The sequence below is a fragment of the Symbiopectobacterium purcellii genome (assembly GCF_019797845.1).
Taxonomy (GTDB): Bacteria; Pseudomonadota; Gammaproteobacteria; order Enterobacterales; family Enterobacteriaceae; genus Symbiopectobacterium; species Symbiopectobacterium purcellii.
Map to the genome: position 1 here is coordinate 1,884,193 of NZ_CP081864.1, position 15,969 is coordinate 1,900,161.

At 54.4% G+C, this 15,969-nt stretch carries 11 protein-coding genes; 4 read left to right on the top strand and 7 right to left on the bottom strand.

Features of this window, described 5'->3' with window-relative positions; all coding sequences use genetic code 11:
- The first annotated feature begins 66 nt into the window (after positions 1–66).
- Entirely contained in the window at positions 67–1,002 is a 936-nt protein-coding gene (locus K6K13_RS08835) for a DMT family transporter (protein WP_222160453.1), read from the top strand.
- A 61-nt stretch (positions 1,003–1,063) separates the two neighbouring features.
- On the opposite strand, the gene K6K13_RS08840 is transcribed toward K6K13_RS08835, so the two are convergent.
- The 4 genes from K6K13_RS08840 to ttrB all read right to left on the bottom strand — a co-directional run bounded on the left by K6K13_RS08840 (position 1,064) and on the right by ttrB (position 7,311).
- A complete protein-coding gene (locus K6K13_RS08840; protein ID WP_222160454.1) occupies positions 1,064–2,257 on the bottom strand; it encodes an MFS transporter in 1,194 nt (397 codons plus the stop codon).
- 229 nt (positions 2,258–2,486) lie between these two features.
- Positions 2,487–5,558: a tetrathionate reductase subunit TtrA gene (ttrA, locus tag K6K13_RS08845; protein WP_222160455.1), complete on the bottom strand. Its 3,072-nt coding sequence runs from the start codon at positions 5,556–5,558 to the stop codon at positions 2,487–2,489.
- Positions 5,551–6,576 (bottom strand): tetrathionate reductase subunit TtrC, encoded by a 1,026-nt coding sequence (gene ttrC / locus K6K13_RS08850; RefSeq protein ID WP_222160456.1) that lies wholly within the window; start codon positions 6,574–6,576, stop codon positions 5,551–5,553. Before ttrC ends, ttrA begins: the two co-directional genes overlap by 8 nt.
- Positions 6,577–7,311 carry a tetrathionate reductase subunit TtrB gene (gene ttrB, locus K6K13_RS08855; RefSeq protein ID WP_222160457.1) on the bottom strand — a complete coding sequence of 245 codons (735 nt, stop codon included), beginning with the start codon at positions 7,309–7,311 and terminating at the stop codon, positions 6,577–6,579.
- Between the two features lie 178 nt (positions 7,312–7,489).
- On the opposite strand from ttrB, the gene ttrS reads away from it, so the two are divergent.
- Together ttrS and ttrR are read left to right on the top strand one after the other, a co-directional pair.
- Entirely contained in the window at positions 7,490–9,244 is a 1,755-nt protein-coding gene (gene ttrS / locus K6K13_RS08860) for a tetrathionate respiration histidine kinase TtrS (RefSeq protein WP_434064597.1), read from the top strand.
- Entirely contained in the window at positions 9,235–9,825 is a 591-nt protein-coding gene (ttrR, locus tag K6K13_RS08865) for a tetrathionate respiration response regulator TtrR (protein WP_222160458.1), read from the top strand. The genes ttrS and ttrR overlap by 10 nt, the downstream gene beginning before the upstream one ends.
- A gap of 29 nt (positions 9,826–9,854) precedes the next feature.
- Here ttrR and K6K13_RS08870 read toward each other — a convergent pair whose 3' ends face one another.
- Together K6K13_RS08870 and K6K13_RS08875 are read right to left on the bottom strand one after the other, a co-directional pair.
- Complete coding sequence (locus K6K13_RS08870) at positions 9,855–10,220, bottom strand: hypothetical protein (RefSeq protein WP_222160459.1); 366 nt, start codon at positions 10,218–10,220, stop codon at positions 9,855–9,857.
- Positions 10,221–10,749: 529 nt separating this feature from the next.
- Positions 10,750–11,898, bottom strand: coding sequence for an iron-containing alcohol dehydrogenase (locus K6K13_RS08875; RefSeq protein ID WP_222160460.1), 1,149 nt, complete (start codon positions 11,896–11,898; stop codon positions 10,750–10,752).
- A 257-nt stretch (positions 11,899–12,155) separates the two neighbouring features.
- Between K6K13_RS08875 and K6K13_RS08880 the strand changes: the two genes are divergently transcribed.
- Positions 12,156–14,357, top strand: a complete 2,202-nt coding sequence (locus K6K13_RS08880; protein ID WP_222160461.1) for a putative bifunctional diguanylate cyclase/phosphodiesterase — start codon at positions 12,156–12,158, stop codon at positions 14,355–14,357.
- Positions 14,358–14,494: 137 nt separating this feature from the next.
- On the opposite strand, the gene nhaC is transcribed toward K6K13_RS08880, so the two are convergent.
- Complete coding sequence (gene nhaC / locus K6K13_RS08885; RefSeq protein WP_222160462.1) at positions 14,495–15,943, bottom strand: Na+/H+ antiporter NhaC; 1,449 nt, start codon at positions 15,941–15,943, stop codon at positions 14,495–14,497.
- Positions 15,944–15,969 lie beyond the last annotated feature (26 nt).

Here is a 15,969-nt window from a genome sequence, read left to right on the forward strand (position 1 = left end):
AACCAAGACCCGAGAATGCCTTGGTCTTTGAGATAGTGGCATTGGGATCGGGGAAAGGAGAGGATTTTGAATAATGCGATTGCATTTTATACCAATAAGAAAGTGGTATTTATACTGGCAACACTCTGTTGCCTGCTGTGGGGAAGTTCTTATCCGGCGATAAAAAATGGTTATGCGCTTTTTCATATCGCTGACGGCGATATTCCGGGGAAACTGCTCTTTGCCGGTTATCGCTTTGCGATTGCCGGTATCTTGTTGCTGCTGCTGGCAAAAGTGCGCGGGTTTTCCCTGACGCAGTTACTGCCGGGCCAACCGAAGCAATTGGTGATCCTGGGGTTAAGTCAGACCGCGGTGCAATATACGCTATTTTATATTGGTTTGGCGCACACCACCGGGGTTAACGGATCGATCATGAATGCCACCCAGACGTTTTTCAGCGTGCTGCTGGCGCACTATTTATACAACAATGACAAGTTAAGCATCAATAAAAGCGTTGGCTGTCTGGTGGGTTTTATCGGTGTTGCCATCGTGAATATCAACGGGCTGGGGGATTTCACGTTTACGCTGATGGGCGACGGTTTCATCGTGATATCGGCATTTTTAATCTCTGCGGCGAGTATTTACGGTAAGCGTATTTCTGCTGCCATGGATGCAACAATGATGACGGGCTACCAATTGACCATTGGCGGCGTAGTCATGATGGCGGCGGGCTACCTGTTGGGCGGCAATATTCGTGTCGAAAGCGGCACGGCCTGCATGGTATTGCTTTATCTGGTGCTGATTTCGTCGGTCAGTTTTGCCCTGTGGAGCCAACTGCTGAAGTACAACAAAGTGGGGGTACTTGCGCCGTTTAACTTCCTGATCCCGGTTGCTGGCGTGCTGCTTTCTGCGCTGTTCTTGGGCGAGAAAATGCTGGAGTGGCGCTATGCCATTGCGCTGGTATTGGTGTGTACTGGCATCGGAATGGTTAATCGTCAGGCATGGCGGTCGGCATCGAGATAGGTATAGCCTCAGTTTTCCGTTGGTGCCAGATAAGCGGCACCAACGGTGAGAGCAAAACGTATCACGCGGGATGTTTCAACGGGGTCTTTTTCTCACTGGCGGCAGAGGTGCAGAAAAACGCCAGGATCACCATGCACAAGACCGGCAGCATGGCGATACGCAGCCCAGCATGTTCGCCGATAAACCCCAGCGCTGGCGGCCCGACCAGAAAAGCGATATAGCCGAGAATGGCTGCAAGAGTGACGCGCACCGAACGGTTGCCTCCCGTAGCGCCAGCGGCAGAGATAGTGAGTGGAAAGCCCAACGATGCACCAATCCCCCACAGAATAACCGCGAGGGCCGCGAGCCACTGTGTGTGGGTTAAAATAATCAGCCCTAACCCCACGGCGGCTGAAACCGCGCTGAATTTGAGAATGGCTGTGCGGCCAAATTGGTTGACGATGTAACCGCCTGCAAAGCGCCCAGCGGTCATAACAGCGGCGAACCCGACAAAGAACAGAGAGCCTGATGTATGGCTGAAACCATGCGCATCGATCATCAACAACGGCAGCCAGTCATTGGCAGAGCCTTCTGCCAGCGCCATCGCTAAAATCACTACGCCCAGAAGCATTAGACGCGTGTCTTTCAGTTCATGAATCACCTGCGCTTTATAGCTGCGGTTTTCACTGTGTTGCTCTGCCACAAGGTCGCTTGCCCACGGCATATGGGTAAATTGCAATGCAAGCGTCAGCGCAGTCAGGCTGATAATTATGCCAAAATGGAGGTTGATGCTGACGTTAAGTGCGGTCATCCCCATGCCGATCAGCGCGCCAACCAGCGTGCCCAGGCTAAAAAAGCCGTGCAGCGTGGTCATGATGACTTGATTGATATGTTGTTCAAACGCGGCACCTTCAATATTTAAAGCAATATCAATCATGCCCAGTCCCATGCCAAACAGCGCCAGCGCACAAAACGCGACAGGTTGATTTGCCAGTAAAAGCGCTACAGCCAGCAGCAGAAAACCGATCGCCAGCAGCATAAAACCGGCCAGCGTAACGCGACGAATGCCATACTTGTTGATCAGTTTTCCTGACCCGAGTATCCCCACCATAGACCCGCAGGAAAAACCAAACAAAATCAATCCGAAAACCTCAGTAGACGCATGCAGCGTGTCTCGTATCAACGGCGTTCGGGTGATCCAGGAACTCCAGGCAAAGCCGGGCAAAAACATCAGGGAAAATAACGCCATTTTCTGGCGCAGAACGGATGAAGACATAACAGCCAACCTTAATCACATTATCGGGTTGCACAGCACGCATAGCAGTAAGTGTGATTATTGACCGGGAATAAATATTCACCACCAATAATCGTTTCTTACGCATCGTACATTTGTACGAGTAAGTGTTGCATATCCATTTACGGTTGTCAGCTATCAGGTCTTTTTATTTGTTATGCCATGAGGTGAAAACACGCGGGTGTGATGAATAACCCGCGTGTTTGCCGCGTTACAGGCGTGCGATGGTGGCGGGTAACCCTTGCCGCACCGAAGCGCCAGAAACCCAATCAAGCCAGGTATTGGGGATCTGGCGCGTGGGATCGGTAAAACCTAAATCATTAAGATTGATCCCTGAGCCCACCTGAGGATTAACGGGCAGCGCAACACCGTCCAGATAATGCTGTGCCGCGCCCATTTCCTTATGCCCATAGCCGTGCTCAATAGCGATAACGCCGGGCATGACGCCACTCAATAAACTGATCTGGGCGATGACGCTACCGCCCGGTGTAGTGATACGCGCCCGATCGCCGTGTTGTAGCCCATAACGCTGTCCATCCGCTGGGTTGAGCGCGACCAGATTGCTTGGTTTCACCTGATGTAGCCGTGGGATCACCGCAGAGGCGCTTGCCATGGTATTGGATTTAAACGAGATCAGCTTTAATGGCCAGTGTGTGACAGGGTAGAGCTGTTCAATGGCGCGACCATCGGATAAGCGTGCGGGATACCAGGTTGGGCAGCCGCTGAAGCGTTCACCGGTAATGGCATGGCGATGAGCAGCGACCTGTGCGTTCCAGATCTGCAACGGTGTGTCCAGGCGATTACCCACGCTGTCATCAACGCGCCCACTGGCATCGGGGGCGAAACGGCCGCCGCGCGTGTAGATGAAGGCCACGCGGTCAACTTCGTCGGCACGAAGTGTTTGTTTCAGCAACGGCATGATGCGATCGACACCGCACAGTTGAATATCTTGTTGCGTCGCGGCGGCGACCGGCGCTTTACCGGCAAAAGCAATATTGGCTGCAACGCGCAGGTAATAGTCTTCTGCACAATGCAGCGGGTAGCGATTGCCTTGCGTATCACTGAGGGCGTTTTCACCAAAACCGGGCAAATCAAGCCGTTTTGCTACGGCAATACAGAAGGCTTCCATGCCGATCGCTTGCCCATCGACGGTGCGTGCGGTTGCTGGCGTGACGATGGGCCAACGTGCCGTGGAGGCTTTGCTGGCTACACCTGCCCAAGGCGCGCTGAATCCCCAGCTTTCGAAATTATGGGTGTCGGGCACCAGGTAGTCTGCCAGTGCGGTGGTTTCATTCATGAACGCATCGATGGCGATAAACAGCGGTAAGCGTGCCGGATCTTTCAAGTGGGCTTCCGCGACGCCGCGTAAGCCTGGGATGCCGTACATCGGGTTGGTCATGTTGGAAATCCAGGCCTTGAGCGGGTAGGGATACCCCTCCAACGCGGAACTGAGCAGTTCCGTCAGTTGCCCAGCAACGAACGGATACCAGGGCGCTTTTGCCGGCCAGGGCGAGACGCCCGCAGCAACTTTTTCCCGGTATTCATCGGAGGTTTCATAGGCGGTATTGCTGCGCGCAATATTGAGCCCTTTCGGCTTAACCTGACCGGGAAAGCTAACCAGGTTATAGCGTGGCCCGTCGCTGACGCCATTAAACTGACCGCCGCCGAGGAATACGCCGCCAGACAGGCTCATGTTACCGATCAGCACATTGAGCATCATGGTCGCCCAGGCGTTATAGAAACCGTTGCCCGCCATCATGCCGCCGTGGGTGATCACCGCCGCTTTGCGCCCATAGCGGGTAAAGGTTTCCGCAAGCTGCTGGATCTGTGCAACCGGCACACCGCATTGCGCGCTGTAGGCCGCCAATGTCATCTGCTCCGCCGCCTCTTTCAGGCGCTGGAAACTGCTCTTCACCGTCACTTGCCGTCCGTCGTGCAGGGTGACGAGTTGGTGCACCAGCAGCGTCGCCGCATCGCAGCGATCCGCCGCAACCAGCGTACCGCTGGCATCAACCACGACGGGCATGGCAGAGGTTGTGCCGTCGTTGAGGAGGTGTGCGGTGGTGAGGTGCTGGCCTGCTTGTGGATGATCGTCATCAACGATGACCAGATGTGTCGCGTTGGTCCAGCTCTTTTCTCCTTGGCGCTGCATTGCCGCCACACTGGGAATGGAGAGGTAAGCGGATTGATAACGTTGGTTTTCAATGATCCAGCGGATCATCCCCATGGCTAACGCGGCATCGCTGCCGGGGTTGATCGGCAACCAGTGACCGTTATCGTCTGCCAACACGGTGGTGAGCGGCAGTGCTGGGGCGACCACCACGTAATGAAACGCTGCGCGCAACCGTGCACTGGCTAATTGCCTGGCCTGGCGTTTAAACGGGTTGCCGGATTGTGCCGGAGACGTGCCCATAAAAAGTGCAAATTCGACGTTATCCCAGTCTGGTTTCACATGTGGGTTTTTATCGAGATTGCCTAACAGGGCGCCTGAACCGGCGCGGTAGGCGAGGCCACAGTAAGCACCGTGGGCCCCGAAATTCTTGCTGCCAAAGCTGTTTTGCGCGAAACGGCGTAGAAAGGTATCGCGTCCATCATCAGCGGCGTTTGTCACCAGTAGCTGATTGGTTTTAGGCCCATAGCTGGGATGGCGCGGATCGATAGGGGTATCGGGCGCGTGGAGGGCGCGTAGACCGTCAACCTGTCCTTCACCAAAAAGATCGCCACCTTCGACGATTTCAGCGATCAACTGTTCAAAGCTGATGCGTTGCCATTGACCTTCGCCACGCTTGCCAACGCGCTTCATTGGTTCAAGGATACGCAGCGGACTGTAAAGGCTTTCTACCTGCGTGGCGCCGCGGGCGCAGACGGTAGAGCGCCCATCAAGGCCGCTTTCGCCGGATAAACTCGCCAGCGCCTGAGCCATCGGAATGGCAGCGTCGATGTGGCGTTCGTGCGACAGCGGGTGATAAGGGTTGCCCGCGATGCGCAGTACTTTCCCCGATGTCCGGTCGACCCTGACGCGCACACCGCATTGCGTCCAGCAGCCGAAGCATTGTGTCATCGATACGGTTTGTTGTGGGTTGGCTTGCCAGCCATTGAGGGCTACCCCTTCCGGCTCCAACGTATTACCGATGATACGATCGCGGGTGATGGTACCCGAGGTGCCCTTCATCAGACCATCAACGGCGCGCTTTGCGACATCGCGATAGCTTAACCCAAATGCGGAAAGTCCGCCGATCGTCAGGCCCACTTTCAGCCACTGGCGTCGTGTCAATTTAGCCATGTTGTTTTCTCCTTGCGAGCCAGCCGAGGGCTTCTCGAACCATAATCAGCAGTGTTACCCAGAGTCCGAAAGTACCGATAAGGGCTTGCAGGCCGTCGGTAGTGCTCGGTAGCGTATAAGGGGTGAGGTGCGCGTTGTATTTAGGAACGGTTTGCACCTCAATCAGCAGTGACCAACGAATCAGCCAGGCGAGGGCCATGGCACAGCAGGCTCCGCACAGCAACATGCGCGGTGCCCGCGCCCGAAGGCTTACCGCGATAGCGAGCAAGGTGGTGCATAACCACAGCGTTCCCCATGCACCGGCATACAGGCGCGCCGAGGCACTGTTTGCCAGCCACAGGCGAACCGCGTTGCCGGAGACGGTATCGCCGGTTGTCCAAAGAATAACGGTGCCCGCTAACGCGAGAAGTGACACAAGCTGCGCGCGCCCTAATCGGCGTCGCCACACGTCGTCTTGTCGTAGGGCGAAAATCAGTAACGCGAACAGCGTTTGCAGTGCGCTCAGAAACATGGTGAGGGGAAAGGCATAGCTAAACCAGATTGGCCGTGCTTTAACAATCGACGCTTCTCTGCCGGTGTAGATCAGCAATCCGATAGCGGCCAGTGCGCTGAACAGCGCCAGCCAACGCGTGGCGGCAAACGATTTTCCTGTCTGTGCGCTGTACTGTACTGCGATAAACCATAGCCCGAGTAACAGGGTAAACAGCGGTAAAAACACCGCGCCCCACGGCATCCATGACCAAGGGGTTGGATAGGCGTAGAAATGCCACACGCGCGCGGGTTGGTGCAAATCGGCGGTCAGTGCCAAGGGGGCGGTAATGGCACAGGTCAGGGTAATGATGAGCGTGATATGTTCCAGTCGTGCGCTATGGGCATCGCCACGCCAGCGTAGGCCGCAGGCAAACAGCGCACCGCAGGCGGCAATGCCAATAAAGAAGAAATACTGTACGGCCCAGGGTAACCAGGTGATGGATTGCGACTGGGTAACCAACTCTTCGATGATAATCGGCTGTGTCATTTAAACCTCCTGATGCAGTGCAGGCTGCGCGCGCCCCAGTAGTGGGGTGACAAAGGCCTCATCAAGACCGAGATAAAACACGTGAGGCGCAGTGCCCTGTTCCGGCATCAACACCTTGATGTCGCTGTGATGGTGTGTCAGCATGCGGCTGATTTTGCTGTTGGGATCGCGCAGGTCGCCGATGATGCGAGCGCCACCGACGCAAGACTCAACGCAGGCGGGCAGTAATCCCGCCTCAAGGCGATGCACGCAAAACGTACATTTATCTGCGGTTTGAGTCTCATGATTAATAAAACGTGCGTCGTAAGGGCAGGCTTGTACGCAGTAGGCACAGCCGACGCAGCGGGTGTTATCCACCACCACGATGCCATCTTCGCGTTGAAAGGTGGCTTGCACCGGGCATACGGGCACACAGGGCGGTTGATCGCAGTGGTTACATAATCGTGGTAAGAGCACATTGGTGACCGAATGTGTCTCAGTTAACACCACCTGGTACTGATTAACGTGGGTGCGCAAAGCGTCATGCGGGACATGATTTTCAATGGCACAACTGACGGTGCAGGACTGGCAGCCAATGCAGCGGCGCAGGTCTATCAACATCGCATAGCGATGTTCGCGGGAGCCTCCTTTGCGCTGAGGAGCCAACGTTATGCCCGCCTGCGCCAGTGGAACCAGCGATGCACCTGCGGTAATCATGCCTATACGTTGCAGAAATTGTCGTTTACTGCTGTCCATGGTGTTCTCCCATCACGTCGTAACGGCGTAACCTGCGTCACGCTGTCAGCCGGTGAGCGATGAATTAACAATGTCGATGATTTACAGTGTAAAAATGGCGGGGGTATGGCTCTATTGTGGTTAACCACATACCCGAAGCGTTGTTGATCTAAAACAACAATAACGACAGGGGTATTGCGTGGGAGGTGGGGTGAAACAGGTTGTGGTCGCGGTGTTGTGCCTGCTGCTGTGCCCAAGGGGGCTGGCGGCGGAGTGGACGGTGGGGGTTTTGGCCATGCGCGGTGAGGCCAATACCCGTCAGCAGTGGCAAGCCTTGGAACAGATGTTAAATCAGACGATTCCTGAGGAACGCTTTCATATTCAACCGCTGGATTTGCGGCAAATGGGCGAGGCTGTCAACCAGCGCAGCGTACAGTTTCTGGTGACCAACCCGGCGCAATTTGTTCAGCTAAACAGCCATTATCATCTGCGCTGGCTGGCGTCGTTACGCTCACGGCGCGGAGGCATGGAGGGCGGGAACCTGATTGGCAGCGCCATTCTGGTGCGGCGTGACAGTGATATTGTCAGCCCGCAAGCGCTGATAGGGAAAACCGTGGGCGCGATTGATACACAAGCGTTTGGTGGCTACTTATTAGGTTATAAAGTGCTTAACGACGCCGGGTTAAGGCCGGAGCACGATTTCCAACTGCGTTTTACCGGGTTCCCTGCGGATGCCTTGCTGTATCTGCTGCGTGAACGCGCCATTCAGGCCGCGATTGTGCCGGTATGTTTGTTAGAAAACATGGATGAAGAGGGGCTGATCAACAAGGCGGAATTCCGTCCGTTGCTGGCGCAAACGCAGCCCTTTCCGTGTGTCACCAGCACGGCGCTTTATCCTAACTGGTCGTTTGCCGCTTTGCCGGAGGTGGATAACGTGCTGGTCGATCGCGTGGCGCGCGCATTGTTGAATGCGCCCGAGACGGCGGAATATCAATGGAGTGCGCCAGCCTCCACCAACCAGGTTGAAGCGTTACTGCGCGACGTGAACCAGCACCCGGAACAGCGGCGCTTATGGCTGGATATTAAAAGCTGGTTGATTCAGCACCAACTGGTGATGAGCATCCTGGCAATGGGACTGGCGGTACTGACCGTGAATTATGTCTGGGTGATGCTGCTGGTACGACGGCGGGGCAAGCAGTTGGAAACGGCCAGTGCGCAATTGCATCAGCAGGAACAGGCTTTGACGACGGCGCGACAAATGAGCGTACTGGGCGAAATGGCATCCGGTTTTGCGCATGAATTAAACCAGCCGCTGGCGGCGATACGCCACTATGCGCAAGGGGGGTTGATTCGTTTACGCAATGCGGATGCACACCATTCGCTGATCCCGGCGCTGGAACACATTGATGCTCAAGCGCAACGCGGCGGTGATACCCTGAATAATTTACGCATGTGGGTGACCCAATCACAAGGTGCGGCAGCAGGGGATTGGCAATCGGTGGCGGTGGCTACGGCGGCACAGCATGTCTGGCACCTGTTGCGGATGGAGCAACAATACCCGCAGGTTCGGCTCTGGTTGGATATCGAAAATGACCTGACGCTGAGGCTGCCGCCCGTGTTGCTGGATCAGGTGTTGGCGAATCTGATGCTGAATGCGGCGCAGGCAGGCGCACAGGATCTCTGGCTCTGCGGATGGCGTGATGAAGCCGCTGTGGTGCTTGAGCTTCAGGATAATGCGGGTGGCATGAGTGATAATGCACTCAGTCAGGCCTTTACGCCGTTTACCACCAGCAAAGCAACGGGCATGGGATTAGGCCTGGCGATTTGCCAGCGTTTGATGCGGCAATGCGGCAGCGAGATTACGCTGGAAAACCGCCCCAGTCCCAAAAACACGCGGGGGATATGCGTTACGTTACGCTTCATGATTGTTGACGGAGGGAATAAATGCCAATGATCCACCTGGTGGATGATGACGTTGCGGTGACCGAGGCATGCCAGTTTTTGTTAGAGAGCATGGACTATAGCGTGACCTGCTGGCACAGTGCGGAGCCCTTTCTCATGCAGGCGCCGCTGCATGAAGTAGGCGTGGTACTGTTGGATATGCGTATGCCAGGAATGGATGGGCAGCAGGTTTACGCCACCATGCGGCAACAGCACAGTACGCTGGCGGTGATTTTTTTATCCGGACACGGCGATGTGCCGATGGCGGTCACACAAATCAAACAGGGCGCAGTGGATTTTTTACAAAAACCGGTTGCCGTTGCGCCGTTAACCGCCGCGTTGGCCCAGGCCTTTACCGTTTCTGCCGATCTCTATGCCTGCCTCCAGATCCGACGCTGTTACGCCGAGCTGACGCCTAAAGAGCGGGAGCTGGCCAGCTATGTGGTGCAAGGGTTGATCAACCGGGAAATCGCGGAAAAAATGCATATTGCGCTGCGCACTGTTGAAGTGCACCGCGCCCGCGTGATGGAAAAAATGCAGGCGGACAGCCTCGCCAGCCTGGTCAACAAATTCTATAAAACCGCGCTGGCATAGCCGTAAGATTAACCGCCTGCGCGTCGTTATCAATTGTAGGTTACTGCCACATTGGCGGAAGCGGTAATCGGCCCGGTAGGTAACGCGTTTCCGCCCGAGCACAATCGCCAGGTAATTTGGTTGTCGACGGTTTGGTCTAGCGTACTGGCAGTGAGCACGCCGACATGAATATCGGTACTGTTAACGTTAACCCCGGTAGTGGCATCACAGGTGCCGCTACCCGTGACGCTGTTTCCGATCTCTTCCGTGATATATCCCCCAGCTTCGTTTAATGCTAACCGCGATGTATTTCCTTCAAACACATTGCCGCTGGATTGGACGTTGATATTCGTATCAATAGTATTCGGGTCATCTTGTCCGCACGCGACGGGAAATGTAGAAAATTGATTGGCCAATTCGGCGCCAGAGGTCGTATTCCGAGCCGCGTTACCGAAATTAACAGCGGCGGGGGTCGCAATTGTGCAAGATACGACGTTAACGCGTAGGTGAGCATAGGTAATCATTCCTATGGTATTACGCTTATCACTAGTGAACGTACCTGCGTACATTCGGGGTATGGTATAAAGACCGAATTGTTGAGTGCCATCAGTTAATATCACCCAACGTCCTGAAACACTAAAACTTTGTTGAATTGATGGCGTTATACCACCAACGTTCAGGCACCATGCTCGGTCTGATGGGATCGCTGCACTTCCACCCGTCGACATTTCTCCTTGTGTGCCATTCAAGCCTATCGTGCCGTTCATGCCTACAACAGTAGTGCCTGAGTATGTACTCGCACTAAAAGTGGCGGCAGGAACCAATCTGATTCCCTGAGCAATACGCCATGTGGGGCCCCCACTGATGGTGGTGAGAAGTGCACTTTCAATACATTCAGAAAGTGAATTGGTAAGATCGCGTTTGGCCTGCGTCGCTGTGAACGCATTATTCCCAAGCCAGTTGTAACATCCCGAGTAATTGCTCGTAGGTTAACGGCACCGGATTGGCTTTCATGGATGATGCACTGCTGGCCGCCAGCGCAGCGGATTGCAATGCGTCCTGCGAGACACCGAGCGTACTGAGTGAACCTAAACCAGCCTGGCGACGCCAGTCGCGAAGTGCGTCAAAGGCCTGAATCGGAGGAACGTCGAGCGCACTGGCAAACCAATGGCGTATTTCATCAAAGCGCACCAGTAAAGCTGGATCGGTGACATGGGCATTATTCAGCATCAAGCCGAAGGGGAGCAGGCTACCGCATAGCGCACCGTGTGGGGCATCGCATAACCCACCCAATGGACCCGCCAAGCCATGAATCACGCCAAGCCCGGCATTCGCCAGCGCCAGGCCGCCACACAGGCTTACCCACGCCATAGTATCCCGACTCTGCGGACATTCTTGCTTCATCAACTGCATTAACGCACTGATGCCCTGCGGAATTGCGGCCCGACACAGGGCGTCCGTGTAGGGCGTTGCGCGATTGCATATATAAGGTTCAATGACCTGCGTCAAGGCATCCAGCCCAGAGGCGAGCGTCACACTGCGAGGCGTATTGTCTGTCAGGGCTGGATCAATGATGGCGAGATCTGGCAGCATGCGATTATCACGCAGACTGACTTTTCGACGGTGCGTTGGAACGTTGATAACGGCATTTTTGGTTACCTCGGCACCGGTTCCTGCGGTAGTCGGCAGTGCAACGAAAGTCAAGGGGGCTGACTCCAGGATCCTGCCAGTACCGACCACTTCCAGATAGTCAATCAGTGGTCCGTGTGCTTTCACCAGGGCTGCGATTGCTTTGCCGGCATCAATAACCGCGCCGCCACCCAGGCTGACAACCGCATCTACGCCATGCTGCCGGGCGAGCTCAACCCCTTGTTCAATATTGGTAAGCGTGGGCTCGTGAGCCATGGTGAACGTGCTGACGCGCACCTGCGCCGCATGAAGTTTTTCGATAAGAAAAGCGGCGCGTTGTGGGTTGGCGCCCTGAACCAGAAGGACATGCCGTGCGCGCGCGGCCAGCCAGGTGGCGGCACCCGCGGCTTCACCGCGGCCAAAACGAATTTCACCGGGGCTTACCACAGAAAATGACCGGGGCATTGAAAACTCCTTTATTACATCAATCTGCACACACCTGTGCGGTTCATTAAAATAAGTAATGTATCTATTTTCAAATGGTTCACAAGCCAAAGAGCTCAATTGTTCTCAACATGACAAAAATTTTTCACTGTATTGATGCCTGCTGGCGTGCGATGAAAAAGTGTGGGAGTGGCGGAATTATATAGTTTTGGCCTACGCTTATCTCTGTGAAGTTTTTTTGTAAGATTTTCTGTATGGTTTGGTATTAAGGAGACTCTATGAAGTGTCCGAGCATTCCTGATGATGATCCACAAAGACTGAAAGCGCTCGGCGAATATGCGCTTGATCCTGGGGCTACCTTATCCAGTTTGTCGCCAGTTGTGCGCATCGCGTCCCGTATGTTCGATATGCCGATAGCTGCAGTCAATATGATCGGCAGCGATCGCGTGTTTTTTGCCGCGAGTCATGGGTTAGGCGAGGGGTCTGTTGATATGACCCGAGATGCCTCTTTCTGTGCGCATGCCATTCTCACCGAAAATGGGATGATTGTGCGTGACGCCGAACGGGATGAGCGCTTTCATGATAATCCCTTGGTGATCGGGCCGAGTCATATCCGTTTTTATGCGGGGGTGCCGTTACGCTCCCCCGAAGGATATGCGCTAGGTGCGTTATGTATTCTTGATAACAGCCCCCATCAGAACTTTACTGCTGAGGATCATGCTCGCCTGACAGAATTGGCCAGAATGGCGTCCGATCGCCTTGAACTGCGACGCATTGAAGTGGCCAGCGAACATCGCGCTGAGATGGAGAATACGGTATTGGCGGGGGAAGCGCCGGTTATCCACTTTGATCGCGCCTTGCGCATTACCAGTTGGAACGAGGCAACCGCGCAGCTGTGTGGTTACGCGGAGGATGATCTCGCCGAATTAGTGGTCAGCGACCTTTTTGGTATTGATGAAAATACAGAGTTTTGGAACGCCATCCGCCGCGTTATTGCGGACGGTACATGCAGTGAAACACCGCCTTTTGAGGTGAGTGGGCGTCATAAAAACGGCAGCCCGCTGTTCCTTGTGTTATCGCTGTTTTGTGAATGCTGTGGGGGCAATTTGCAGTTTACCGCCGCGTTACGCGATATGACGCGTTATCGACAGGATAAAAAGGCCATTGCCATCAGTGCCGATTGCGATCCGCTAACCGGGCTGAGAAACCGGCGCCGCTTTTATCGCTGCGTCGAAGACGCCGTATTGCGAGACCCCAATGCTGCCATCATGATGATTGATATTGACGGTTTCTCGGATGTCAATGCCGCTTTTGGGCATGCCGCCGGTGACGAAATTTTATGTGAAATCACCCATCGCTTGCTCACATCAACCAAGGAAACGCAGATTGTCGCGCGTATTGGCGGTGATGAATTTGCTGTGCTGCTGCCGGATATTTACGAACAGGCTGACGCTGGGTTTTGTGCCCAGCAGATCATGGCGCATATCGCTCAGCCGATTCTGGTGCAGGGCAGCCCAATAAGTGTAACGGGCAGTGGGGGCATTTCATTGGCACCGAAACACGGCTATGAGGCGCTGGAACTGATTGCCAATGCCGACCTGGCCTTATCAAGGGCGAAGCGGACAGGACGAAATCAACTCTATATCTTTACGCCGGAGTTACGTCAGGAAGCAACGGCGCGCCGTCATCATGCTATGGAGCTATTACGCGCAACGGACAACAGCGAGTTTGTGTTGTTTTATCAGCCACAGATAAAACTGAGCGACGGCTCATTGTCCGGTGCGGAAGCGTTAATCCGCTGGATCCATCCCACGCGAGGGCTATTACCCCGTTCGGAGTTTTTAACCACATTAGCCCGTGGGCCAATGGCGGTCAGCGTGGGATCCTGGATACTCGATGAAGCCTGCGCGCAGGCTGCCTATTGGCGCCGTTGCGGTGCGCCTGATTTTCGCATCGGCGTGAATTTGTTCGATGTGCAACTGACCACTGGGGATTTGGCCGCAGAGATTGCGGATGTGCTAAAACGCCACGGTCTTCCCGCCGAAGCCCTGGAAATTGAACTAACGGAAAATATCGCCCTGAATAATAACAATGATTCAATCATGTCGGACACACTGCAAAAAATTCATGATATGGGCGTTTCTATTGCCTTCGACGATTTTGGTACGGGCTACGCGTCGTTGAGTATGCTTAACCAGTACCCGGTAACACGCATAAAAATCGATCGTTCATTTATTCAAAATTTGCTCACTTCCCGACGTGATGCCTCTGTTGCTTATGCCATTCTTGATATTGCCCGTAATTTCGAGATTGAAGCGATTGCAGAGGGCATCGAAACCGCAGAGCAGTGGCATGACTTACGCCAGCACGGCTGTCAGGAAGGACAAGGCTATTGGTTTGGTAAGCCGTTGGAGGTGCAAGCCTTTGCTTCGAAATTCGGGCTTGTTCCGCAGACGTTTAGGCAGAAGGTTAATCCATAATCAGGGTTTCAGGACAAAAGGGGGAGAATATTAACGAGGCTCCACATACTTTTTTGCCTGCCTTAACACATGACCTTAATGGTGTGCCCAGCCAGTGTGGCAGCATGGCTGGGTGTCATTATTTTGGATCGCCCGTATTACACTGGGTTTAGGCCTTGCGGTGCTGTTCTGGCGACGGCGGGTAATTTGGCGATACCGAATCCGGTAAAGCCGTATATCAGCGCGAAGAAGATCGCCGCATAGCATTGGATTGCCCACGGGAGTAAATCCAGTGTGCTAACCCCCAGGGTGCTGGCCATATATACCCCGGCTGAGGTCCAGGGTAGCAGTGGCTCAGTCACTGTACCTGCATCCTCCACCGTTCGCGACAGGTTCTTGGTGTCCAGCCCCATGCGCAGATAAGATTCTCTAAACAATTCAGCGGGAATAAGCAGCGCCAACTTCCCGTCACTGGTCGCGCCCGTGACCAATAACGTGGTTGCCACGGTAGCGGCAATCAACTGACCCACACTGCGAATCGCCTTTAGCAACCGGTTAATGATCACGGTCAGGGCTCCCGTCAAGGTCAAGGCCCCTGCAAAGGAAAATGCGCAGAGCACCAAGAGGATGGTGCTCATGATGGAGAACATCCCTCCGCGATCGAGCAAGCGGGGAATGTCGTTGACCAAGCCGGTTACCTCTGTGCCCTGTGCTGCAAACATTGACGTGCTGAAACCGTGAATCAATGAAATACACCCTTGTTGCACGGTGAACCCCTGTAGGCCGACCCCGATACTTATTGCCATGACGGACGCTGCCAACATAACGGGTATCACAGGGCGTTTGGTAATGGCGCCCCACAATACCAAGATGGGAGGGGCGAGCAGGATAGCGTTAAGGTGATACAGGCTCGCTATCGACGTTATGATTTGATCAACCTTGTCCAGATTGGCTGCATGATTGGGCAAGTGGTTATAGCCAAAAAGCAGATAGACCCCAGCGGCTAAAGCAAAGCTCGGCAGGGTGGTATACATAAGATGGCGGATGTGGCTGTAGAGATCGGTCTCAGCGACGATGGCGGCGAAATTGGTGGAATCAGACAGCGGTGACAACTTATCGCCAAAATAGGCCCCTGAAACCACTGCACCCGCCGTGGCGGGTAACGAGACATCAAGGCCAGCGGCGACGCCCATCAACGCCACCCCCACGGTGCCTGCTGTGCCCCACGATGTGCCTGTGCAAACTGACGTTGCGCAGGTGATAAGAAAAGCCGTGATAACGATATATTGAGGGCTGATCAGCTTCAGTCCCCAATACACCATGTAAGGGATCGTACCACTTAACATCCAGGCACCGATCATGCCACCGACGCAGATCAATATCAGTATCACGGGCATCGCTTTGGCAAGCTTAGCAACAATCGCGTCCATGATGTCTACCCAGTGGTAGCCTTGCCAATAGGCAACGGCTGTCGCAACGGCTGCCGACGCCAACAATAACGACTCAATGGGCAATTTATAATGACCATAACCAATAACCAATAACATGAGCATGGCAACGATGGGAAGCAGTGCCAATCCCAGATTAAGCTCCTTTTTGGCTTTCATTTCTCACTCCTTTAAGCATTGAAGAG